Below are 22,831 nucleotides of genomic sequence, written 5' to 3'. Positions count from 1 at the left end.
GTCAGTTGCCCCCCTCTGGCATCTCTGCATCATAGGTCACATAGGCATTCGCGCCATCAGCAATCGGCAGCGTGAATCTTACATAGGCATAAATCGTCGGTATATCGCTGTTGCACGATACCTTGTATACGTCTGCGGATTCTTGCTCGTATGTGCAGTTCGCAAAATTGGCGGCGGACGACTTGACAACTATGTAGCTCGCAGTCTGGTATACTTTTTCAGAGTTATAGAAAACAACTGCCGTTGCGCCAACGCCTGCTGTGGAAGGAGCTGTCAACGGCTTGAGCCGGACTACAGATCCTGCCTTAATTGGGATAAAGCCGGTAACAAACGACCCGGTGTTGTCCTTTTCTACTCCCGTAGAGGTCGAGAGTCTCTTCCCGTTAGCGAATCCAACGGCCGGTTTGGAAACACCGCCGACCTTGAAGGCGTCCACCAGAATGTTAGGCGTTGTCCCGCCGCTCTCCACTGTGCTGATCGTTATTTCGATATTCCCGGTAACTCTTGGGATCGCAATTTTCCCGCCAGAGTAATAATTTGACACATCTACCCCTCCCATTGTGATCGTGACTGTTGCTCCATCGAGTGTGTACCCTGCGTCAGGGGCGATGTTCGCGCCATAGGACTGGCCATCGATCACCAGCAGCAGCGTATTATCGGTAGAGCAGTTGCTCAAGTTGAGCTTGACTTTGCGATACAGATCGGTTTCGTCGCCCTGCCAGACTTCCGACGTGATATCAACGCCACCCATTTTGATGGTTACGGCGCTGATAGTTTTTCCGTCCTGCGCGATGATCGTTGCCTCGTATGGCTGATACTGTGTCGCCTCGGCCGCGGTGTTGTCGGTCGCCGCACCGGAGAGCGTGTTGGTGACGGCGAAGGTCGCTATATCCGGCGTCACTGTCTCCGGCGTCCCGTCGATCATAGCCGCGCGAAAGGCGTTGATCTCGGCGGCGGTGATGCCGATGCGCGCCGCCCAGTTGACTACCTTATCGCGCAGTGTTGTGCCCGCCATCGTCTGCATATATCGCACAAGCCCGGCATATGCCGCATCGCTCCGTCGGCGCATCTCGCCCTTGAAGCTCGTCAGCTCGTAGTCCTTGTCGATGTCCGGCTGCGCCACGCCGAGCAGCGCCTCAATGATGGCGCACACCGTTCCCGTCCGATCCGCGCCAAGCATACAGTGGATGTAGCACGGCTCGTTTGCGCAGACGTGCCGGATGATGCTGCGCAGCACCGGCGCATACTCTGCGCCGAGACCGTCTGCATCCACGCCGGATGCATACGGCGTCACGGCATAGTGCTCCCACGTCGCCGCAGACCCCAGCGCCGAGCCGGACACGCCGGAGATCTCGGACGCAGAGCGTAGGTCGATTTCTGCGCGTATGTCAAGCTGTGTGCAGAGCACGTCTTTGTCTGCGTCCGTCAGCTTGACGCCGTAGTTTTTCCCGTTGAGTTCTCCGCCGCGAAACAGCAGCCCGTACCGGATCGTGCCGCCGTCACAAGCCCATCCGCCCAAATCTCGGATATTAAACGGGCTGCCTGCCGCGAGCGTCGTGCCGACTCTGATCATTCGCAGCGCACCGGTCGGCGTCAAGTGCCCGCTTACGCTCACGATGCCGCTGCGCTGCACCACATAGTCCGCACCCTGTGCAGACGGAGCGAGGTTATAGAGCGTCTCCGTGCCGGATCGCACATCCTTGCGCAGCACACCGCCGATCGCGTCCGAAGCCGTCAGCGTGCCATCCTCGACCGGCACTGCAACGCCTGCGGGCTGGTCTTTGCGATAGCCGGTCGTCTGTCCGGCATACTGCTCGATCTGTGACGTGCTGTAATCGTCGGGATCATATGTCACGTCAGCGAGGTATGCTGCGACAACGGCGTTAACCTGCGAGTATGTGACAGGCTTTGCCCCGCCCTTGATGCCCCTCACCGCATCGCCCATCTGCGCGATCTTGTACGTCTCCGCGCCGCCGGTCTTTTCGCGGATGGCGGCAGCGATGTCCTGCACGGCAGCTTCTTCGTAGAGCTTTTTCATCTCAGTATCTCACCTCCGTGCCGTCCGGGAGCGCCGCGAGCACGTCGTTTACGATCTCCTGCTTGTCTGCCGCAGTCCAGTAATCCGCGCCTCTGATAGGGGTCTTGCCCGGCGTGCCGGGGTCGCCCTTTTCGCCATCCTTGCCGGGTGCGCCAGCAGGGCCGGTTGCACCTGCATCACCCTTAGCGCCGGTTGCTCCGCGCGATGGCTTACCTGTATCAGTGTTGCCAACGTACCAATTACCATTGTCGCCGATGTGCGGCGTGATGCCGTCCGCGCCTTTAGCACCATGCGCACCAGCAGCCCCAGGTTTGCCGTCTGCACCATCCTTGCCGGGTGCGCCAGCAGGGCCATCCTTGCCCGGCGCGCCATCCGCGCCCTTGAGATCTGCCACGGCGATAAGGTTTTCCCACGTCATGCCGCCGTCGCGGCTGTACTGGATGTAGCCGTCCGCCACGCGCAAGCTGCCGCCTGTCCGTGCCGCCTCGTTGATTGCCGCCACCAGCGTGTCCTTTGCCTCCGTCGTCAGACCGTCAAGATCACCGATCTGGCGCTGGATATCCGACAGCGTTTTTTGCTCCGTCGGCGTGTACACGTAGTCGGCCGGCTTGCCGCGCTTGTGCACCGCAAAATCCTGCTGCACCATCGTGTACGCGCCGGTGTCGTCGGTGACGTATGCGTATACCGTCAGCGTGTGCCAGTCCTGCAGCAACTCGTCCGGGATGATGGCCGTGCCGTCTGCACCGACGTCCACGTCAAGCGTGCCGCCAAGCACGCGATTTTGGTAGTGCACCTGCTCCACGCCGCTGCCCACGCGCAAGCGCCGCCCGGTGTCCCACTGCCACAGCGCGCCCCGGCCATCTGCGATTGTGATTTCCATATTATTCCCCCTTATTTGTATCTGCCCACGACGTAATAGCTGACCTGCGGGGCATTAACAACTGCATCGGATGCTCTCACACACTGATATGCCGGGGCGTGCGTCAGCCGCGTACCTATGTCGTTTTCTGTGTTCGTCGCAAGCCAGATGTTGCCACTCCCGACCGTTGGCGTCGCCGACACGACCGGGTTTGCAACAAACGCAAACGGATACGCACGCGCTGCCTTATTTGCCGCGAGGCCCATCCACGATGCGGTATACAGTGCGCCCCATGTCTGGGATGTCATTGCCAGCTCGCCTATGTCAAATAGAGCCCACATCTCGGCAATGCCGGATGCCCATTTGCGCCACGTCCACTTGCCGGTCGTGCCCTGGTCGATGATGGTGTCCGCACTGGAGCTGCCGCCGGACGACGTGCTGGTCGACCGGATGCCGCTGGAGGAGACGCTGCCGGTAAGAGACTTTTTGCCCCAGCCGATCGTCATGCTGGACTTGCTGCCGACCAGACTTGTGTCCAGTTTGGACACCTGCATGATGGTGTCGATGCCATGCGGAGGAGACACCACGCGGACGCTGTCACCGATCGCAAAGGACTCGATCATGATGTCCTGTGCCGACAGGTCCGCCGCCGTGACCTGGATGCCGCGCGACAGGCCGCTGTGCTGTGCCAGATACGACGCAGCCGTCGCTTTGAGCGCGGACGCATCGTCTGTATCGGCTCGCAGCGTGCCGTCGATGCGCCCATAGATGCCCTCTGCCGCGGCGTTGACAAGATACACCTGCCCGCCGTTGACGTCCTCGATGGTCAGCCCGTCCTTGCCGACGGGATAGACGCGCGTGATAAGGTCCGCGCCGTCGATCTCGTCTGTCAGGCCCAGGAGATTTTTGCGCAGCTCGACCGTCTGCGCGCAGCGGTGGTCATACGACGCCAGGCAGTCGAGATAGACGGAGCCGTCCGCATAGCGGATGCGCAGCTCGCCGCCTGAGATCGATGCTGCCTCTTTGGCCAGGTCCAGCATGGACTTGTACTCGCTCGCAGCCAGCGTGATCGATGGCAGCGACGCGCCGACCTCGCCGAGCTTGACCTGCTTGCCGGCCAGGCAGCCGGCATTGTACTGCGTCACCAGCGCGCCGAGGTATGTCGACACCGCCATTGCATTGATTGTATGCGGCGGCTTGCAGATATCCGCAAGCCACATCATGGCACTGTCGATGCTATAAGTGCGCATGCCGCGCAGGTCCGTAGTCGTGTCGACGACAGAGCCGCGGAAGACCTCCGCGCCGTCTTTGCGGATGGAGATTACGGACGCGCGCTTGATGGGCACGTCGCGCATGATGTTGCTCGGCGGCAGCTTGATCGTCGCCGAGCTGGCGGAGCCGACGGCCTCACTGATCGTGCCGTCCACGATCTCGTAGCCCGGCATGCCGGCCGCAAAAAGCAGCCGGCCGTCGACATAGCCTGCATACATCACATCCACCCCCTGCGGCCCGTCATGGTGATTTTCCCGGCAGTGGCAGCGACCGCAAAAGCATAGTCCTGCTCGCGCCGGATGTGCAGGTACGGGCTGACGGTCTCGCCCGCGCGCAGCTCGACCGGCGCGGACGGCCGAGAGCAGCGCATGATCGTCGTGTCGGTAGTGACGCCGCCGACTGCCGGGTACAGCAGGCGCTCGCTGGCCAAAAAGGCCAGCGACGTCGGCGTAGCCTTGTAAATCTGGACGCGGCGCAAATAGCCATTTTGGTCTACCGGCCCGCCGCGCGCGTGCATGGTGACATACAGGCCATTGGCAGGCACATCTCCGCACCAGCGCGAGCCGCCGTTGTAGACGTTGCCGTCAGCGTCCGTGATCTCGTACCAGCCCTGCGTCGCCTCTGCCGTCACGATGCAGGACCCGGCCGTAGGCCACGGCAGCTGCACACGCACCCAGTTTTCGACCGTCGGGTCGTCACCGGCCCACACGGTCAGCTCCGTGTCCGCGCCGCTGCCGGACACATGCGCGTATGACGATGACGATCCACCGACGGTCAGCGTCTTGCCGACCATCAGGTTGCTTGACGCTGCCAGTACGGGGATGGTGATGGTGGTCTCCGTCGACTCCAGCAGATACGGATCAGCGTCAATCGTGACATCAAAGGTCGTTTTGTCCAGTGATGTGTCCGGCGCGCCGACGGTGCACCGGCCGATGTAATAGCCGGATTTGTTGCTCAGCTCCAGCTTCAGCCGCCGCCCATGTACGGCGGCGGCGAAGCTGTAAAACTCAAAATCCCCGGTCGGTGCAAAGCCAAAGCGGAGCTTGATCTGCCGGTTGCCAAAGACCGGGCCGCCCGTCAGCGCGTCGGTAAGATCGATCTCGCCGTCCGCGCCTGGGACGCTCTCGCTCTGCGTCTTGATGTCCGGCAGGCCAATCTGCACACTCATCAGATCCAGCGCGGTGTACTGTACACCGCCGATTTTACACGTAAGTGCCATTATATCGTCCTCCTGTCCTTGCTCGCGTAGATGCCGCCGAGCGCATAGTCCATGCGCGTGGCGACAGATCCGACAAGCGCGTCTCCGTCCATGTAGATCTGCATCCCTGTGATCGCGCGCTCGAGGCGGTCCATGCGCTCGAGCACGGCGGCGACGTCGCCGCCGGCGCCCGGAGCAGCGGCCGCTTGCAGCGTAGCCGACTGCGCATACAGTCCCTGCATATCCACGCCGACGACGTACTGCGGCTGCAACGACTCGCCGATCTGGCGATTGATGTCGCCGATCGTGGACGCCCAGCCATCGCCGATGCCGGCCGCCATGTTTTGGCCGATATCCGCAAAGACGCGCGATGGGCTGTGGATGCCGAGCAGCTTTTTGATCCAGTCGACCAAGCCCGTAAAAAGATGGGACACGTCCGACTTAAGTCGCTCCCACTGCTCCGTGATGCCTTGCCGTATGCCGTCGACGATGGACTTGCCGATGTCCCAGTAGGACTTTACGGCGGCCAAAAAGCCGCGGACGATCGTCTCCACCAGACGCGGCACAGCCGCGAGGATGTGCCCGGCGTTGGACACAAGCCCGGACGCCAGCGCGATGACGATCTCGATGCCTACGCCGATGATCTCCGGCAGCATCGCGTAAAAAGACTCTACGAGATTTGTGATGATGCCAGGGACAGCATCGATCATCTGCGGGATCGCCGCGATAAGCCCGCGGGCGAGTGCCAGCATCAGCTGCATCGCAGCCTGGATCAGCAGCGTGATCGACTCCGGGGACGTGATCGTGTCCACGATGCCTAGCAGCGCGGACATCGCCGCAGTGATGACGCCCGGCAGCTGATCCGCGATGCCGAGCAGCAGCGCGCCCACCAAATCCACGGCCGCGCCCATCAGGTCAGGCAGCGCGGACAGCAGGCCGGTCACCAGTGCCGCGATAAAGGTCAGCGCGACGGACATCATGCGCGGCGCTTGCGCCGTGAGCTGCCCAGACAGGGACACGACAAGGTCTCCGACCGCTGCCGCGACCTCGTCGCCGCCGCCAGTCAGCATTTTTGTGACGCCGTCCATGATCAGCGTCAGCGTCGGAAGCAGCTCGCCAGAGATGTTGTTTTTTAATCCGCTAAAGGCATACTGCATGTTTTGTAGGCTGTCCTGATAGGCTGCGGCCGCCTTGACCGCGTCCGAGCCCATCACGCCGCCGAGGTCGTGCACCTGCGCGCGCATATCGGCGACGTCGTCCGCACTTGTGTTAAGCAGCGGGCCGAGCTCCGTCGCGCCCCTGCCAAGGAGTTTCCCGGCAAGGTATGTCCGCTGCGTCTCGTCGGTCACATTTTGCAGACCTGCAATCGTGGCGTCAAAAAGCTGCTCTTGTGACATGCCAGCGAGCTGCTCCTGCGATATGCCGAGCTGCGTAAAGGCGTCCGATCCGTTTTCGGCAGCTGTGGCCAGCGTTTTCATTGCTGGTTTTAGCGACTCAATCGACGCGCCGCAGTGCTGCAGGACAAAATCCCACTCTTGATAAGCGTCGGACGACATGCCCATCTTTTGTGACATTTTGTCGATTGTATCGCCATACTCCGCCGCGCCGGTAATCATTTCCTGCGCCGTGTCGCTGATCGCGCTCGCGGCGGTCTTGATTGCCGACGCTGCCAGGTCGGCCAGCGCTCCCTTTAAGACGGTCCATCCGCCGGAGGCTTTTTCGGCCTTTTCGCCGGCCTCCTTGGCTGCGCCACCGACATCGGCGACGGCGTCGTCCGTGCCGGAGGCAGCTGCCTCCAGCCGCGTGAGCTGCTGGCGCGTCGACTCGATCTCTCTCTCAAAGTCGCGGTACTGCTCCGGGCTGATCTTGCCATCGGCCAGCTGATTGGACATCGACTCCTGCGCCGCGATCAGCATCTTAAGCTTGTCCTTAGCGCCGGCGATCGACTCGGCGAGGATATCCTGCTTTTGCGCAAGCAGGACAGTGTTGGTGGGATCAAGCTTAAGCAGCGACTCGACGCCGCGTAGCTCGCCGCTCAGATCGCTCGCCGACTTGCGCGCCTTAAGGATCGCGTCGCCAAGCTTTGTGGTATCGCCGCCGATCTCGACGGTGATGCCCTTAAGTGTCGTACCTTTGCCGCTCAAGCGTCCACCTCCTCCTGCCGCCGCCCGAAGGTGCTGCGCAGCCCGTCCACATCCGGCTCGGTTTGCTCCAGCCTCCAGGCGTTATCCAGATACTCGCGGCCGTCCGCCGACTGCAGCTTGCGCGCGATAAAGGCGTCGCGCAGCAGCAGCAGATAGTCGTCCAGCAGCAGATCGCAGACGTCCGGCAGAGTCATGTTGGCATACTGTGCCACCAGATGCTCACCGACCGTCTCGATCGTGTAGTGGCATCCCGTACCATCTCCGTCATCGGGATAGTACGGGATGGTCAGTTTTTTGCCTTGGTCGCCCCCGCGACAAAGTCGGAGTATGCGGCAAAAAATCCGACGAGATCGTCAAAGGCAAAAAGCCCGGCGACCTCCTTGGGCGTAAACGTCGCGCCCGTGCGGTTGCAGTTAAGGATGTCGCAGACGATGTCGATCATCTCGTCCACGCCCGTGCTGTCCTGCATAGCCGCCATCCGCTTAAAAACGCTCAGCGGCGGCACGGTCAGCAGCAGCTCGCCGCCGTCCGGCAGCTCCAGCGTAAAGATTGCCTTGTGCTGGCCAAGTGTAAATCGATTTGTCATGCCGTGTACACCTCGTCGTAGTAGATCAGCGTGCCCTCCGCGTCCATCGGGTCGGCAGCAAACTCAGCGTCGATCACGGTCTCCTTGTCCTTGGCAAAGGCGATCTCAAAGCCGGATTGGTTTTTGCCGACGATGCGCACGTAAAGCTCGCGCTTGCCGTCCTTGTCAGCGTGCTTAAAGCACAGCACGTACTTTTTGCCGTCGGCGTTGTCGACGCCGCCGATCTTAACGGATCGCTTCGCGGGTTTCCCGGTTGCAGCGTCGGTCTCCGTCACGCGGGCCGTCGCGCTGAGCTTGGCCAGCGTGTTGCCGTCCCACGTCATCACGCCGGACTTAAGCGTCACCTCCTCGGCGGTGAGCACCGTCTTGGACACAAGTCCAAGATCGTCCTTGGCATTATAAAAGGTGGGCTTGTACGACAGCGTCGCGCCGCCGGAGATGTGGCCCAGGATGTTGTCGTCCGTGCAGATCGCCTCGGTCTCCGGCACGGTCGTGCCGGTGTACTCCTGCACGTAAAGCTTGCCGGAACCAAGCGTGATATCTTTGCGTTTTTTAAGTGCCATAATTATGCAAATCCTTTCTCGGTGTACGCAAAATCGTACACCGTCTCAAAAAAGTGCTCCGTGTCGATCCACATGCGCTCCTCCCGCACGTACTCAAGGCCGAGCGCGTCGAGCCGCTGCTCGATCAGGGCCTCGAGATCCTCGGCCGGCTTTTGCGCGTAGAGCTCGATCGTGATGTTGTGCTCGCTGATGCCGTTGTACAGGTCGGCGCCGCGGCGGGTCGTCCGGTCGTGATAGACGGCATACGGCAGCGACGGCGGCATAGCCCAGCACGTCTCGATGTGCTGGATGCCGTCGAGCACCGTGGGGATGATATCAGCCACCGCTCAGCGCCTCCTTTACGGCGTCGAGGTACTCCTCGACGACCTGTTTTTTGGCAAAATCCAAAAAGTGCGTCCCCTCGACGCGCCCGCCGTTGACCTTGGCATGGCCAAAGTTAAGCAGGTGCGTGAGGTAGGCGCGCTCCCCGCGTACATACCACGTTTTGGCGTAGTTTGTTGGGGTGTCGGATGTCGTCTTTGAGGCGATGTGCTTGACATACTCGCCGGTGTCGCGTGGAGCCGTCGCCTTGGTCAGCTTGACCAGCTTGAGCATGGCGTTGTCCACCAGCGCGCGGAGCTTACTCTGCACGTCGGCGTTGTACTCCTCCAGCGCGCCGGCGATGGCCTTGTCCAGGGTGGAGATGGTTACAGTCTCGTCGCGCATGCCGTCACCTCACCACAATCTCAAGCCCGCCGTTCCGTGTCTCGTAGGTGCGCTCGACGATATAGCGCCGACCGCCATACTCGACAAAGCGCTGACCGTCATAGTCGCGCCAGTCCGCCAGCCGAAACTGCACCGACGGGTGCAGGCCGACGGCGGCCGCCTGGTAGTGCTCGGCGCGCGTGATGCTTTCGCGCCGGCAAAACACCTCGTGCTTGCCGACGTCGTTGCCGCGCTCGTCAATGGCGATCAGATTGATTACATCATCGTACACACGTCTCCCTCCTTTGCCGGTGTGTCCAAATTGGACACACCGGCGTGTTGTACCTTAGCCCTGCATCTGCTGTTGGCAGAGCCGATTGTTGATTTTGGCCCGCAGGTAGCGCGGCATTGCCAGTGTCGGCTGCTGCCTGCGCTCGTGCAGGTGCGCGGCGTACATCTCCAGCAGCAGCTGGTCGCCGGGGTCGTCCATGTCCAGGACGACGCCCTCGGTGCGCAGCATCTTGCCGGCGGCGGCGATCAGCGCCGCAAAGTACTCGTCGCGCTTGGTGTGCGTCACGCCGAGATCAGCCTTGAGCAGCGCAAGCACCGTCTCGGCCGTACCGCCGGCCATCAGTTGGCGGAGTCAGCGGCAAAAGTCGCCGAGGTCACCGGCGCGACGTTGTCGTAGCGCACTACCACAAAAGCCTCGCCGCGCACCGGCTTGCCATCGTAGCGGGCGGTCGCCTTAAACGCAGTCTGGTCCTCGATAAATTTTACCTCGCGCGACTGCTCCAGCGTCGTGCCCTCGCGCTCGGCCAGCAGATACAGATCCATGTAGCCGCCGATGATCTCGTTGTCCGGCACAAAGTCCAGCTCCACGATCTGGCCGCCGATGATCGGCATCTCGGACGTCACGCCGGCAGTCAGCGCGGCAGCGCTGTCAAAGGCAAGCGCCTTGCTCTGCAGCGCGATGTGCGTCTTGTGATTGCACACCCACACAGGCGTGCCGTTGGAGTACTTGGGGTCGGCAGCGCCGAGCGCGGTGATCAGATCCGCGTAAAATTCCTCGCCGTTTTTGGCGGCGGAGTTGGCCTTGATGACGTTGGTCGTCGCAAGCGCCGTAAAAGCGCCCTGGTTGGTGCCCCACCATGCGGGCTGCTCGGCGGCTGCCAGTCTGGTTGCGATGCCGACCGGCATCTTAGTGCCAGTGCCAAAAAGAATGGCCTTGTCCAGCGCGTAGCCGATCGCCTGGCCAAGCTGGTCAAGGATCTCGGTCGCCAGGCCGATGTTGTCGTCGTCATCCAGGTAGCAGTTGGAGACGAAGACGTAGCCGCCGACCTTGTAGCCGTCGGTCTCGATCTGGTTGATGGTGATGGTCATCTCGTTGAGCGCGCCCACCATCTCCGTCCACACGGCCTCCGGCACAGTGCCGACGATGTTCTGGCGCGCCTTGCCGCGCACCTGGCGCAGGCGGGTGTAGCCGATCAGCTTGCTGTAGCGGTTGATGTTGTCGCGGACGATGTCCAGCATCACCTCGGGGATGCCGAGGGCTGCGCCGGACACGGCGCGCTGCTGGCCAAGCATCTCACGGGTGCGGGTCAAAAATGCGGTGACGTCCTCGCGGGCAAAAAATGCGTCGCGCTGGGCGTAGGTCATGCCGTAAAAGCGGCTGCGGGCATCGCCGCCCGCGGTGTTGGTAGGCATAGTTTTGTGTGCTCCTCTCTCAGTGTGATGTGTGGTGTTGGTGTGGGCTGCGCTGCGGGCCTCGGCGGCGTTGGCCTCGGCGGCCTCGATCTGCTCGGTCAGGCTCGCGGCATCCGCCTCGGCGGCCTCGATGTCTTCCGTCACCTTGTCGCGGTCCGCCTCAAACTCGCCAATCGCCGTCTCGCAGGCGGCGCGCTCGTCATCAGTCTTGGCCGCCTCGATGTCTGCGGCCAGCTCGCTCTCGCGGGTCTCCAGCGCCGCAGCCTGCTCACGCAGCTGTGCAAGCGTCGCGTTGACGGCAGACAGCTTATTGCGCAGCAGCAGTACTTTAAGTGCCATTGTTGTCTCCTCCTGTCAGTCTGGTTTTCATCTTGGTTTTCCACGCCTCGGCCTGCCGGCGCTGGATCTCGGCGAGATCCGCATGGCGGGCTTTGACGGCGGTCTCCTCGTAGGCCGGATAGGTCACGACAGAGACCTCATACAGCGGATTTACCTTGGTGATCTCCCAGCGGCACTGTCCGCCGCCGAGGTCGACAAAGGTCTCCTCCTCAATGTCAAAACCAAACGAGCACTGGTCGACGTCACCGCGCTGGACGCGCGCATAGAGGCTCATGGCGTCGGCATCGTCTCGGTTGATTTTGATTGTGCCATACAGGCCGCGCGCATCCTCGCGCAGCGTCAGCGTGCCGGCCTTGGTTCGGCCGAGCACAAGCCGTGTGTCATGGTCGATCAGCGCGCGGATGTCGCCGGACAGACATCCGGCAAACGCCCCCGGCTTGACGATCTCGGTCGCCCCGTCCCACAGGACATAGGGACTGTCAAACACGGCAAAATACCCCTCGATGATGAGGTCGTCCCCGTCGTCGCGGGTGCGAAACTGCTGCGGCGTGCTCCGCAGCTGCCGGCCCTGCCGGCTGTTGTTATTAGGCATTGTCGCCCTCCTTCTGCTGATCCTGGATCAGCTTTTTTTGGTCGCCGATCATGCCGGCGGGGATGTAGTTTTCAAGCATGACGAGCTGGTCGAGGTCCTTTTTGGGCGTCATGCCCAGCCAGTCGCGTACTTCGTTTCCGGTCATGAGGCCGCGCACATACAGGTCGCACGCGACCGACGACAGGTCGGCCATGCTATAGGCATACAGGCTGCGCGGGTTGAGGCGGAAATACCGGGACGGCGAGAGCAGCAGCTTTTTGGTCAGCTCCTGCTGGATGGCCGTTGCGATCTCCATCACCGTCGACCTGACGTAGTTGTTGTAGGCGTCCTGGTCATAGTCCCCGACGCCCAGCAAAAACGCCGGGACATGCATCACGCTGGCTACCGTGCGCTTGTCCAGGGTCACGGCGTCGTTGATCGCCAGATCCTGCAGCGACAGGGGCTTGATCTGCTGCACGTCCATCAGGTCCGCCTGCACCACCCACGGCTCTCCGGCCTCGTCGGTGCTCAAATAATCGTCCAAAAATTTGCGGCGGCCCTCTTTCCCGGAAAACTCCTCGGCGATACCGTCCACGCGGACGATAATGGAGGGCTTCCACTTCTCGGACATAAAGCCCTTTTTTGTGGCGGCTGCCTGTTTGAGGCCGGCTGCCACGTCGCGCAGCTGCACCCGGTAGCCGGTGCCGCGCCACGGATAGGTCAAGTCCGGGTGGAGCACAAAGTGCAGCACCTCGTCCGGCGCAAAACTGCGCCCGCGCCACTGCACGACGTAGCTGTCGCCGACCGGCTGCGCGGTTGCATCCGGCATCGGCATCAGGTCGTCAAGGTAACCGTTGGTCGTCACCGGCAGCACAAAGGCGTTGCCATCGCCGGTCGTCAGCATCGTGCGCACGATCCACTCGACCCACGTCTTGCGTGTGGTCGGGCCGTAGGGGTTGATATCCACCTTGGTCGCCAGCGCATCGCGCACGCGCACGTCGCCCGCCTTGGTGTTTTCCATAAGGTGGATGGTCATGCTGGAGACGCTGCCGGCGATCGCATCGACCGCCGCGGCGACCTCCGGGCAGTCGATCAGCCGGGTGTAGCCGGGCACCTGCATCGCAGACCCGTCGCTGCCGACGATCCACCCGGTCAGGCCGCCGACACCTCGCTTTTTGGCCGCCTTGCGGCCCGCGAAAAGTCTCATATCTCACGCTCCTGTCATGCAAACCAGCCAAGGTCTTTGGCTGCTTTCTCAGAGTTTTCCAGCATCCGAATTGCCGCAAAGACGGACGCATCAAAGACGTCGATGCGCAGCGTCGGTTCGATCTTCTCATACTGAATCATATCGTCCGTCTTTTCGACCGCACGGACGTTTTGGACGCAGTACTCATACGGCTCGGCGTGCAGATAGTACAGCAGGCCGTTTTTTGCAGCCGCCTCGATATGCCGGAAGCCCTCCGACTTTTTGTAAAAGTACTGCGGCTGGTCGATGATCTTAAAGCCGGCCTTTTTCATGCCGGCAAAGTATTCGCGGCAAAATTTCCGGTCGTGTCCCACCTCGGCGATCTTAAAGCCCATCTGCCGCATCCGCACAAACCACGCGACGATCTCCGCGTGATTGACGGACTTGTCGTTGCTCATGCTCAGCCAGCCGTCCTCCTGCCAGCCAAACAGCGGGATGTTGTCCTCCTCGGCTTTGACGGCCGCGGCCGTGACCGGGAACCAACAGTGCGGGATGATGATGTTGACGCCCTGGTATACGCCGTACAGGCAGGCCGCCGTCAGGTCGTGCATCTTGGACAGGTCGGCGCCGCCGTACCACTTGATCGGCAGCTTTGCCAGCTCCTCGATCGTCCAGTGATATTTGGCATCTGACGCCCGGAACTCCGCGATGTTAAAGTAGGCCCGCATCGCGGACGTATAGACATTCAGCGACTTTGCAAAAAAGTCCTTGCGCTGCTGCGGATCGTTTTGCGCCTGCAACGCATCATTCATGATGTCATTTGGCCGGATGGACTCCCCATAGGCGGGGTTGGCCATGCGCTGCACGTCGGCGTTGGTGTAGTCCACGTTCCCGGCCTCGTCGACCGGCGCAGCAGCGATGTACACAAACAGCGCATCCGCGTCCGCGGACTTGATCGTGCCGTTGAGGATCTGCCGGCAGTACTTAAGCCTGTGGCCGCAAAAGCTGTTTTCGCGGTCGCCGGCCGTGGAGATGCCGATGACGAGCTTGTTGGTGTACGCCTTGGTCGCCTCCTTGAGCACGTTGTACTGCTTGGGCGACTTGTAGGCGTGCAGCTCGTCGGCAATGATGATGTTGGCGTTAAAACTATCCTGTTGGTCCGGGTTGGACGCCAGCGCGTTGATGTAGATGGACCCCTCGCCGACCGAGCCGGAGATGCTGCGCTCTGCGTTGTTGTCTAGGATGCGCAGGCCGTTTGGGTCGTCGTCCTGGGACAGGCCGAGCCGCCGGACGTTGTAGGCCAAAAAGCCAAAAGACTCCAGCGACTGCTTGAGCGCAGCAGACACGATGTACACCTTGGACCCGGACGGCGACTCGATTAGCGACAGCGCCCAGGCAAGCGCGGCCGCAAACGTCGTCTTGATGTTTTTCCGGGGTACAAAGATAAACGCCTCCTTAAACCGGCGCTCGTCTGTGCCGGCAAGGTAAAAGCCAAGGAGGTTGTACACGCAAAACTTGTGATACGGCAGGAGCAAAAACGGCTGTCCGCGGAGTGGAGTGGCGTCCAGCCGCTGCCCCTGCTGGTGGCACAGCATGGTCTCGATCAGCTCGATCGCGTACTCGGCCTCGGCCGGCCGAAAGTCCCAGCGCGGATCGTCAAGATCCGCGAGAAAGCGCTCGCACGCCTGCCGGATGTCCGGGCAGGCGAGGATCGTGCCGTCCAGACAGCCGGTGACATAGTCCCAGACCGCCTGTGCATTGTGATGGTCGCCGAGCTTTGCCCGGAGGCTGTCCATGTCATGCTGCGTCATTTGCCCGCCCTCTCTCGTGCCTGCGCCAGCGCCCGCTCCAATGCGGACGGACCGGAGGGCGGTGCCTTTGCGTTACCCAGCACCCGGCGCTGGCCGGTCGGCGTCAGACCAAGCTGCGCCGAGATGTCCACGATCTGCCCGCGCAGCCCCTCGACCACGGAGTAGTACGGATCTTTGACTGCGTTGGTCGCTCCGCTCTTGTTGGTGTACTCGGTCACAAACTCGCCGCCGTTCGCGCGCCAGTCGCGCTCGGCCTTTGCAAGCTCCGTCTGGATGCGGGCGAGTGTCTTGATGATCGGCTCAAACGCCTGGTTGTAAGTCCCAGCGAGCCGCATGTTCTCGCGGATCGCATCCTCGCGCTTGCTCATGTCTCACGCTCCTTTTGTGTCCAATTCGGACACGGTTCCTGCCACGTTTTTGGCCGGGAATGATTCGTTTTTGCGCAAAAATCGCAGGGCCGCAAAAATGCCGCCTCCAAGGTTCCCGCGCGTGCGCCCGGTTGCTTTGTTCCCGCGCGATCCCCCCGCGCCGAAAACTCGGCGCGGTTGGAAAGAGTCCCCCCCGCCGGTCCCCGGATGGTAGGCGCTGGAAGTCACGAGAGGGGGGGCTTGCGCCGCTCGGCGCGCTGTCGCCACTGCTCGCCCAGCGGCGTGAGCTGCTCGCTGTTGCGGTCGTGCATCGCGTCGTGGCATCGCGGGCAAAGGCTGACAAGATTCCAGGCCGCCCAGGCATAGCCTGGGTAGCGCCCGGCCGGGAAACAGTGGTGCACGGTCGTCGCCGCGCGGTGCTTGCCGTATCGCAGGCACTGCTGGCACAGGTAGTCATCGCGGCGCAGGATGCGGGCGCGCAGCGGCGGCCAGCGCTTGTCTGCGTAGATGCCGGTCGCCATAACGGGCTATCACCTCCGAGGAGACCGGCAAAACAAAAAGAGCCGGAGCCAGCAAACAAAACACACACGTGTTGTTTACCGGCTCCGGCTCTCAAAGCACTGGCCTCTCGATATGTCGATTATAATCTCGTGTTTGCAATCGCGGCAAAACACTGGGATGTTGATACCCTCCGTGTCGCTGCGGATCTTTGCCAGCCGCCGATTGCGGTGGCATACTGGGCAGATGAGATAACCCGCCCTTACGGTTAACATTTTACCATGCGTGTCCTGATTTTGCAAGTAAATCCCTCCAATTTGTTTGGGCTGCGTCTAAAGATATACACAACCCCAAGACAGATAATATAGGTGCCTACTCGCGGCGCGCGCTGCGCTCCGGCAGGAGGTACACTATATAATCATAGCTGCCATACTCATTTTGTTTGTGGTCGGTGTCGAGGACAAACGCACCCGGCGGCGCCGTGACCGTCACTGTCTCATCCACCATCTCGGACTCCTCGACCGGCTTGCGCAGGTTGCGGCTCGCGTTCCAGCCGCGGTCCCCGACCGCCGTGGCCGGTGCGTCCGGGTTGCGCTCGTGGAGCAGGTACTGTGCCAGCTCCAGAAAGTCGTCGTGCACATACATCTCGGTCTCGCCGATTGGCAGGATCTCGACGTTGCTGCCGTTGGGCCACAGCGCGCGGATGGTGTCATAGTCGCCGCTGCCCGTGGCGCTGATGATCAGATGGTGGTGCAATCGTCGGCTGCCGTCGCGCTGGAGCTCCTGCGTGACGTACACATAGCGCAGCTCGCGCCCGGCCCGCCGGTACTGCCGGCGCATCCGGTCGAAAAATGCGGCCACCTGCTTTTTGGCCGCCTTGCGGTTTGGCGGCAGGTGCTCGTCGTCGTAGGTCAGCGTCACATACAGATCGCGGCGTGTAAAGTTGGCCGCGAGCTGCATCTGCAGCTTTTGGTACGCAAAGCGGTAATTTAACTTCCTGCGCGCCGCCGTGGAGCACTTGGCCTTTTCGGCTCGCGCCCTCGGCGTGTCCGTTGACAGCACCTGCGTATAGCAGACAGCGCGCACAAGACGTCCGGCGGTCTGCTTTTTAAGTCGTTTTGTTTTTGCCATGTAGCCTCCTAACAGGACGCAAAACGGCGGGGCCGCAGCCCCGCCATCCCTTTTTACTTGTTTTCGGGCGGCGCGAACTCTATGCCGTAGGCATAGGCCACCTCCCATTTGTTGTCCTTTGCCAGCCGCGCGAGCCTGGCCTCCGCCTCAGCGTGGCCGACAAACGGTCGCTCGCCGAGGATCGGCAGCCACTCGTGCGTCCGCGGCGAGCGCAGACACAGCACCCAGCGCTGCAGATCGTCCACGCGCCGGCGGCGGACGGCGAAAAGATAGTCGCGCCGCTTGTACGTGACGCTATGCATCGCTGTCGCCGTCCAGTCTCTTTTTCAGGCGCGCGACTTTACGTCTGCGCCAGTCGCGCACATCATCTGCGCAGCAAAACAGCATCATCATCTGCTCGAGCATGATCTCCACGTCGGCGATCTCCTCGGCGATGTTTTCCGGCGAGTATTTGCCGCGCAAGTACTTGCACAGCTCTTTCTGCAGCTCGCTCATTTCCTCGAAAATCATCACGATTTGCGGCAGCGAGCCGTAGGTGTCCAGCGCTCTCTGCAGCACTTCCGATTCATCGATGTGTTCAGCCATCGCTTTCTCCTCCTTCTGGCAGCACCATCAAGCGCCCGGCCTTCCCCAGCGCTACCACCTCGCACAGTTGCTTGGCCGATACGCCAAGCGCGGCTGCCGCACAGCGGACTATGATGTCCATGCTCATTGTCTGCTTGTACTCCTCCGGCTCAAAGCCGAGATCCACGTAGGCCTTGAGCTTAACCACAGCTTCCTCTGCCGCCAGCAGCACCGCACAGCCGTGGATGCCGCAGTTGTGCTCATAGCCGCAGGCGAGACAGCTGTGTTTGAGGTCCCCAGTATGGATCGCCAGCTCGTGCAGCCGCAGTGACAGGCCGACCAGCTCCCGCGACGCATGATTATTACTTGCCATGGCCGCCCTCCTGCTCGTCGATTAAAAATTGGTGGTGTTGTAGCAGCTCAAAGGCCGCCTGCATCAGTACATCATCACAGTGGTCGACGGCATGCAGCGGGCACTTGTCGCAGTTTTCCAGGCTTGCGCCGGTGCAAAGCCGCATCGTATCCATTACCTCGTCTCGTGTCATGCCGTTAAAATCCCAGCGCCCGTCGACGACGCCGCGGATTTCTCCCTCGCGTGTCGTCGCAAGCGTCCACCTGTAATGGCGCGCAGACTTGATGTCATACGTCGGCTTGCCGGTGTACTCCACCCAGAGGTGCTCGAGACGAGCACCTGTGGAGTCCTCCCAGTCTGGCAAAAACGCGACGGCGTCGGCGCTGTCCAGCTGCGCAAAGCTGATGCGCATATAGTCGGCATTGCTCATGCCCTCCGGCTGCAGGGCCGGGTTGATGGGCGTGTGGCCGGCATCGGCGATGTCCGCAGCGGCGCGGGCAAACTTGGCCTTATAGTACGGGTCTCCGGTGAGCTTACCTGCTATGTAGATTTTCATGCGTCGTCCTCCTTTTTGCTCTCGCGCTGCGGCAGCACCGTAAGGTGCGGGTTGTCCGTCCGGCAGAGCAAATAGTCCGTGGTCACGCCGAGGATGTCGGCAGCCGCGACCAGCGCGTCGAGCGACTCGACAGCCACGCTCCTGTAAGGCGCCCAATACGTGCCGCCACTCGCAAGCCCCGCCACAGTGGTGTGCAGCGCCTCGGCGACTGCCTCCTGCTCGCCGTATTCGGCGAGCGCGTGCGTCAGTCTGCCCCAGTAGATGCGGCACTTGCTCCCGCGCTCCTCGCGGCGCTTGGCAGCCTCGTCGTTCGCGCGCTGCTCGGCCTCGGCCTTATCCTCGCGGATCTGCAGGTGCCTGTCCTTGGCGACCTTGCAGTATTTGTCGCACGTGGCGATGTCGTAGCACTCCATGCAGCAGGTGTGCTCGCAGCTGCGCATGTAGTTGCCGGTCGTCTTTTGCAGCGACTTTACCACGTTGCCGCACGGGACGCCGCATGCATACTTGCACTTGCGGGCGGCGAGACTGTCGCGGTCGCTCAGGATGCGCTCGGCCTCGCCGCAGCGCATGGAGCGCAGGCCGTCCTGGCCGTTGCCCTTGACCTTGGCGATCAGCTGCTGGTCATCCTCGGAGCACTTAGCAATCTCGTAGGCCACGCTCTCGGGCATGCGGCCGTCGTCATAGTACTGCTTGATCTGCGGGATCAGCTTGGTCTTGATCGTGTCCAGCCGGGCGATCTTGGACGCAGAGATATTGCACGCGCTGGCGACGTAGTCGCGCATCCGGCCCGGGAACTCATAGCCCTGGGACTTAAGTCCATACAGCAGGTCGCGCACGCGGTCGACCTGCTTGGAGGTCTCGGCCGAGGTCAGCACGCGCGTCGCGCTGTTGGCCTGGATCAGCATCAGCTCCTCCATCAGGTCGTCGCCTGGCTCGCGCACAAAGCACGGCGTTGTCTCAAAGGGCTTTGTGTCCTCGGCGAGATGGTCGTCCAGGATCGTCATCAGCGCGCGGTGACGACGGTGTCCGGAGATGATGATGTAGCCCTCGCCGTCTCCGGACGGCCGGACGGTCAGCGGGTCGAGCAGCCCCTGCATCAGGATGCTGTCGATCAGATCGTCGACCTTGGATGTATCATAAAAATTTTTGTCGTTGGCAAAGATCTTGCGCGTGGGGATCATCTGCAGCCTGCGCTCGGCCGGCTTGGCAGCGCCCTCTGGCGGCTTAATGTAGTCAGCGAGGTTAAAATTACTCATCGTCTGCCGCCTCCTTGCCCAGGTACTCGTCCACAAAGTCGCGGTAGTCGCGGGCGGCCGCGCACCACCGGCTGTATGTACTGATCGGCTGTCGCGCAAAGGTTGCCTCGTCCATCTTGTCTGTGCGGCGGATCGTAGTCTCAAACACCGGCACATCCATGGCGCGCAGGTACTGCTCGCCCTGCGTCACGACCGGGGCGTTGTGCCACATCGTCACCAGCACGCCGGCGATCCGTATGCTGCTGCGCACCGTCTGCACGGCGCGGATCTGCGCCGTCAGCTCGTCGATGCCGGAGATGGCAAAGGCGTCGACCTTGGCCGGGATGATGATGTCATCGCTGACGGAGATGCCCGCGATCGACACCGCCGTAAAGCCCGGCGGGCAGTCAATGAGGACGTAGTCATAGTCGGACTCCGCAAACTCCGATGCCATAAAGTCCCCAAAGCCGGAGACCAGCGACTTATCCGCGGTTGCCGCCGCGACGTCGAGCTGCAGCAGGTCCATGCTGGCCGGGATGATGTCCACGCCGTCAACCTGCGTCATCCAGCAGCACTCATCCCACGCGCTCTGGCGCGTGAAAACGTCGTACAGCGTCACCGGCGCGTGGTCGCCGCCGAAAAAGCGGGTCGCGTTGGCCTGCGGGTCTGCGTCGATCAGCAGCACGCTCTTGCCGTGCTCCGTGGCCAAGATGCTGGCCATGTTGATGGCCGTGGCGGTTTTGCCGACGCCGCCCTTGAGATTCACAATGCTGATAACTTTCATTTTTTTGCACCTTTCTTTTTTCGCGTCTCGCCCGGCAGTCTCGGCTGCCGGTCCTTGCGCGGCAGCGTGTCGTCACCCGCGCGGTCCGGGAAATAGTAGCTCTCGCGGCACTTGCGACCGCGGGGCAGATCAAACTCCACGGTGTAAAATCGCCGCTGTGGATGGATGTACACCACGGTCGCCGTAAAGGCTTGCCCGTCCGATACAAAGCCAGAGCACGTCGACCCATAGGACGGCACCATGCCGGGCAGCTTGTCGCCGATCTTTATGGCAGCTCGCCTCCCCTCTCCGCGGTGCGCGGCCATGCCTGCATCCGCGGCCAGTCGTCCTCGTCGTCGTGGTCCGCGGCCGTGTCCGATTTGGACACCGCCGGCAGCATACGCAGATGCGCCGCGTCAAAGACAAGCTCGATCGCGCCGCGCTCGCCCTCTTTGTTTTTGACGATCGACAGCACCCGGTCGCCGCCGGGCTGCGCCGCGAGGATCATGATGGCATCCGCGTCCTGCTCCAGCTGGCCGGACTCGCGCAGGTCCGACATCGACGGTGTGCGGCTGCGCTGCTGCCCTTTTTCCGGGCGCGACAGCTGCGACAGCGCGATGACGGCGATGCCGGCCCGCTGCGCCATCGTGTGCAGCGCCAGCGAGATGTTGGTCACCTGCTCGACGCGGGTGTTGCCCTTTGCCTGCAGCAGCTGCACGTAGTCGATGACGATCACGTCGTACCGCCGCGCCATGGCGACCGCCTGCACATCGGCAACGCCAAAGCCGGAGGCCCGGATGACGTCCAGCGTGATGCGCTGCGCGGTCTGGATTGCCGTCGAAGCCGTCTTGTAGTCGTCTAGCACCATCTGGTTGCGCTTGATGCGGCCGAAGTTGATGCCCTCCGTCTGCGCGACCATGCGGTCGTACAGCTTGGCGTCCGACGTCTCTAGGCTAAAAATCCCGACCCGGAGACCGGAGCGCGCCATGTGCATCGCAAACTGCGTCGCCAGCAGCGTCTTGCCGCTGCTCGGCAGGCCGCCGAGGATGATCAGGTCGCCGCGCTCTGCGTAGAGCCTCTCGTCCAGCTGCCGGATACCCCAGCGGAGATAGTCCGGCTGATGCCCATCGGCGTGGCGCTGGTAAAACTCGCACAGCCCCTGATGCCAGCTGACGACGCGCAGCGTCTTGCTGTCGCACAGGCACTCGCTTGCCGTTTCGACGGCCGCGCGCGCCTCGTCCAGCGTCACCGCGTCGAGCATCTTGGCTGCCGCGTCCTTGATGCGCGCAAGCCTTGACTGCTCGCGCATCACGTCGGCATACGCCTCCCAGTGCGCCGCCGTCGGTGTGTCGGCCATGATCTGCACCAGCATCTGCCGATATGCATCGCCCAGGCGGTGCAGCACCGTGACCACGTCGACCGTCTGGCACGCGGACCACTGCGCGCGGATGGCATCGTACACGTGCCGGTACTCCGGCGTCAAAAAGTCATCCGCCGATACGCGCAGCATCACGTCGCCGACGATCTCCGGCGAGATCAGCACACTGCCGATCACGGCTGCCTGCGCATCGATCAGTGTCTGCTTTACGTCCATAGCGGCAGACCTCCTCCCTCCGCCGGTTGCTCTGCCGGCGCGTGTGGCTCGTCCTCCCAGCGGCGCTGATTGAGGTATGTAGCCGCATACGGGATGCCGACACCCCGCTGCCACTCCTCACTGGCCATCTGCCGCTTGAGCGCTCTGGCGATGTCGTCGATCAGTGCATCGTCCGGCTTTAGCTTGTCCCATGCGGCCGCGGCAGCCCTTGGCTTCTCGCCCCGCGGGTAGTACTTCCAAAACGCCGCAAAGCGTTCCGGCTTCCACGCCGGCTCGCGCCCTTGTTCTTTTTTCGGCGCTCGCCGCCCCCTCTGGGGGGTAAAGGGGGTATTAGTATCTAAGTACTTGGTATCTTTAGTACTTGGTTGCGTTGGATTTTCCGTTGACGGGTTATCCGTCGACGGGTTTCCCGACGACGGTGACACCGTTGTGGGATTATCCGACGACGGTGGCGCATCTGCGCCAAGCGGCGCCTCGTGCACGATGTACTCGTTGCCCGCAAAAGATCCGTCCGCCGCGTGCGTCTGGCGGCGCTCGATGTAGCCCGCCTGCTCCAGCTCCACGATCGCGGACCGGATGGCGTCCTTGCCCTCCTTGCAGATGTGGGCGAGGCCCTCGAGCGTATAGTCCCAGTCGTCCGGCAGACGCAGGATCTTGCTCAGTAGGCCGATCGCCTTGAGGCTCAGGCGGGTGTCGTCAAGATGGCGGTTGCTCATGACAGTGTAATTCGTCGACTTTTCGACGCGCATCACGGCCATCTCAAAATCCCCCCTTGCAATCGTTTTGGATCTGCTGTAAAATGTAAGTGCAATAGC

Annotated in this window: 29 protein-coding genes; all 29 read right to left on the bottom strand. The window is 62.1% G+C overall.

The features are described from left to right. Position 1 precedes the first annotated feature (1 nt). The 29 genes from OGM61_06780 to OGM61_06640 all read right to left on the bottom strand — a co-directional run bounded on the left by OGM61_06780 (position 2) and on the right by OGM61_06640 (position 22,774). Positions 2 to 2,038, bottom strand: coding sequence for a tyrosine-protein phosphatase (locus OGM61_06780; GenBank protein ID UYI83565.1), 2,037 nt, complete (start codon positions 2,036 to 2,038; stop codon positions 2 to 4). Position 2,039: 1 nt separating this feature from the next. Continuing rightward, complete coding sequence (locus tag OGM61_06775) at positions 2,040 to 2,918, bottom strand: collagen-like protein (protein ID UYI83564.1); 879 nt, start codon at positions 2,916 to 2,918, stop codon at positions 2,040 to 2,042. A gap of 11 nt (positions 2,919 to 2,929) precedes the next feature. Beyond that, positions 2,930 to 4,387, bottom strand: coding sequence for a phage tail protein (locus OGM61_06770; protein UYI83563.1), 1,458 nt, complete (start codon positions 4,385 to 4,387; stop codon positions 2,930 to 2,932). Further along, on the bottom strand, positions 4,387 to 5,388 hold the full coding sequence (locus tag OGM61_06765; protein ID UYI83562.1) for a hypothetical protein: 1,002 nt from the start codon (positions 5,386 to 5,388) through the stop codon (positions 4,387 to 4,389). Before OGM61_06765 ends, OGM61_06770 begins: the two co-directional genes overlap by 1 nt. Next, entirely contained in the window at positions 5,388 to 7,511 is a 2,124-nt protein-coding gene (locus OGM61_06760) for a hypothetical protein (protein UYI83561.1), read from the bottom strand. The genes OGM61_06765 and OGM61_06760 overlap by 1 nt, the downstream gene beginning before the upstream one ends. Further along, entirely contained in the window at positions 7,508 to 7,723 is a 216-nt protein-coding gene (locus OGM61_06755; protein ID UYI83560.1) for a hypothetical protein, read from the bottom strand. The genes OGM61_06760 and OGM61_06755 overlap by 4 nt, the downstream gene beginning before the upstream one ends. 74 nt (positions 7,724 to 7,797) lie before the next feature. Continuing rightward, positions 7,798 to 8,097, bottom strand: coding sequence for a hypothetical protein (locus OGM61_06750; protein ID UYI83559.1), 300 nt, complete (start codon positions 8,095 to 8,097; stop codon positions 7,798 to 7,800). Next, complete coding sequence (locus tag OGM61_06745; GenBank protein UYI83558.1) at positions 8,094 to 8,660, bottom strand: hypothetical protein; 567 nt, start codon at positions 8,658 to 8,660, stop codon at positions 8,094 to 8,096. The genes OGM61_06750 and OGM61_06745 overlap by 4 nt, the downstream gene beginning before the upstream one ends. Before the next feature lie 2 nt (positions 8,661 to 8,662). Then, entirely contained in the window at positions 8,663 to 8,983 is a 321-nt protein-coding gene (locus tag OGM61_06740; protein UYI83557.1) for a hypothetical protein, read from the bottom strand. Continuing rightward, positions 8,976 to 9,365: a hypothetical protein gene (locus tag OGM61_06735; GenBank protein UYI83556.1), complete on the bottom strand. Its 390-nt coding sequence runs from the start codon at positions 9,363 to 9,365 to the stop codon at positions 8,976 to 8,978. The genes OGM61_06740 and OGM61_06735 overlap by 8 nt, the downstream gene beginning before the upstream one ends. A gap of 4 nt (positions 9,366 to 9,369) precedes the next feature. Next, positions 9,370 to 9,636, bottom strand: a complete 267-nt coding sequence (locus OGM61_06730) for a hypothetical protein (GenBank protein ID UYI83555.1) — start codon at positions 9,634 to 9,636, stop codon at positions 9,370 to 9,372. 54 nt (positions 9,637 to 9,690) lie between these two features. Continuing rightward, positions 9,691 to 9,975, bottom strand: a complete 285-nt coding sequence (locus tag OGM61_06725; protein UYI83554.1) for a hypothetical protein — start codon at positions 9,973 to 9,975, stop codon at positions 9,691 to 9,693. Next, entirely contained in the window at positions 9,975 to 11,387 is a 1,413-nt protein-coding gene (locus OGM61_06720; protein ID UYI83553.1) for a phage major capsid protein, read from the bottom strand. Before OGM61_06720 ends, OGM61_06725 begins: the two co-directional genes overlap by 1 nt. Continuing rightward, positions 11,377 to 11,979, bottom strand: a complete 603-nt coding sequence (locus OGM61_06715) for an HK97 family phage prohead protease (GenBank protein ID UYI83552.1) — start codon at positions 11,977 to 11,979, stop codon at positions 11,377 to 11,379. The genes OGM61_06720 and OGM61_06715 overlap by 11 nt, the downstream gene beginning before the upstream one ends. Then, on the bottom strand, positions 11,972 to 13,165 hold the full coding sequence (locus tag OGM61_06710; GenBank protein ID UYI83551.1) for a phage portal protein: 1,194 nt from the start codon (positions 13,163 to 13,165) through the stop codon (positions 11,972 to 11,974). The genes OGM61_06715 and OGM61_06710 overlap by 8 nt, the downstream gene beginning before the upstream one ends. A gap of 14 nt (positions 13,166 to 13,179) precedes the next feature. After that, on the bottom strand, positions 13,180 to 14,955 hold the full coding sequence (locus OGM61_06705) for a terminase large subunit (protein ID UYI83550.1): 1,776 nt from the start codon (positions 14,953 to 14,955) through the stop codon (positions 13,180 to 13,182). Further along, the gene (locus OGM61_06700) at positions 14,952 to 15,290 is read right to left on the bottom strand and encodes a P27 family phage terminase small subunit (GenBank protein UYI83549.1); all 339 of its coding nucleotides are present in this window, start codon (positions 15,288 to 15,290) and stop codon (positions 14,952 to 14,954) included. The genes OGM61_06705 and OGM61_06700 overlap by 4 nt, the downstream gene beginning before the upstream one ends. 257 nt (positions 15,291 to 15,547) lie before the next feature. Continuing rightward, on the bottom strand, positions 15,548 to 15,844 hold the full coding sequence (locus OGM61_06695) for an HNH endonuclease (protein ID UYI83548.1): 297 nt from the start codon (positions 15,842 to 15,844) through the stop codon (positions 15,548 to 15,550). A gap of 75 nt (positions 15,845 to 15,919) precedes the next feature. Beyond that, a complete protein-coding gene (locus tag OGM61_06690) occupies positions 15,920 to 16,096 on the bottom strand; it encodes a cysteine-rich KTR domain-containing protein (protein ID UYI85572.1) in 177 nt (58 codons plus the stop codon). A gap of 97 nt (positions 16,097 to 16,193) precedes the next feature. Next, positions 16,194 to 16,952, bottom strand: a complete 759-nt coding sequence (locus OGM61_06685) for a hypothetical protein (GenBank protein ID UYI83547.1) — start codon at positions 16,950 to 16,952, stop codon at positions 16,194 to 16,196. 53 nt (positions 16,953 to 17,005) lie between these two features. Further along, positions 17,006 to 17,254: a hypothetical protein gene (locus OGM61_06680; GenBank protein UYI83546.1), complete on the bottom strand. Its 249-nt coding sequence runs from the start codon at positions 17,252 to 17,254 to the stop codon at positions 17,006 to 17,008. Further along, positions 17,247 to 17,537 (bottom strand): hypothetical protein, encoded by a 291-nt coding sequence (locus OGM61_06675; GenBank protein ID UYI83545.1) that lies wholly within the window; start codon positions 17,535 to 17,537, stop codon positions 17,247 to 17,249. The genes OGM61_06680 and OGM61_06675 overlap by 8 nt, the downstream gene beginning before the upstream one ends. Further along, a complete protein-coding gene (locus OGM61_06670; protein UYI83544.1) occupies positions 17,530 to 17,889 on the bottom strand; it encodes a hypothetical protein in 360 nt (119 codons plus the stop codon). Before OGM61_06670 ends, OGM61_06675 begins: the two co-directional genes overlap by 8 nt. Beyond that, positions 17,879 to 18,424, bottom strand: coding sequence for a DUF4406 domain-containing protein (locus OGM61_06665; GenBank protein UYI83543.1), 546 nt, complete (start codon positions 18,422 to 18,424; stop codon positions 17,879 to 17,881). The genes OGM61_06670 and OGM61_06665 overlap by 11 nt, the downstream gene beginning before the upstream one ends. Beyond that, entirely contained in the window at positions 18,421 to 19,680 is a 1,260-nt protein-coding gene (locus tag OGM61_06660) for a ParB N-terminal domain-containing protein (protein ID UYI83542.1), read from the bottom strand. Before OGM61_06660 ends, OGM61_06665 begins: the two co-directional genes overlap by 4 nt. After that, a complete protein-coding gene (locus OGM61_06655) occupies positions 19,673 to 20,443 on the bottom strand; it encodes a ParA family protein (protein ID UYI83541.1) in 771 nt (256 codons plus the stop codon). Before OGM61_06655 ends, OGM61_06660 begins: the two co-directional genes overlap by 8 nt. Further along, positions 20,440 to 20,748, bottom strand: a complete 309-nt coding sequence (locus OGM61_06650; GenBank protein UYI83540.1) for a hypothetical protein — start codon at positions 20,746 to 20,748, stop codon at positions 20,440 to 20,442. The genes OGM61_06655 and OGM61_06650 overlap by 4 nt, the downstream gene beginning before the upstream one ends. Further along, on the bottom strand, positions 20,709 to 22,016 hold the full coding sequence (locus OGM61_06645) for a replicative DNA helicase (GenBank protein ID UYI83539.1): 1,308 nt from the start codon (positions 22,014 to 22,016) through the stop codon (positions 20,709 to 20,711). Before OGM61_06645 ends, OGM61_06650 begins: the two co-directional genes overlap by 40 nt. Continuing rightward, entirely contained in the window at positions 22,007 to 22,774 is a 768-nt protein-coding gene (locus OGM61_06640) for a helix-turn-helix domain-containing protein (GenBank protein ID UYI83538.1), read from the bottom strand. Before OGM61_06640 ends, OGM61_06645 begins: the two co-directional genes overlap by 10 nt. Positions 22,775 to 22,831: the final 57 nt, after the last annotated feature.

The sequence above is a fragment of the Clostridiales bacterium genome, assembly GCA_025757645.1.
GTDB lineage: Bacteria > Bacillota > Clostridia > Oscillospirales > Oscillospiraceae > CAG-103.
This window is presented reverse-complemented; position numbering and strand designations above follow the sequence as displayed.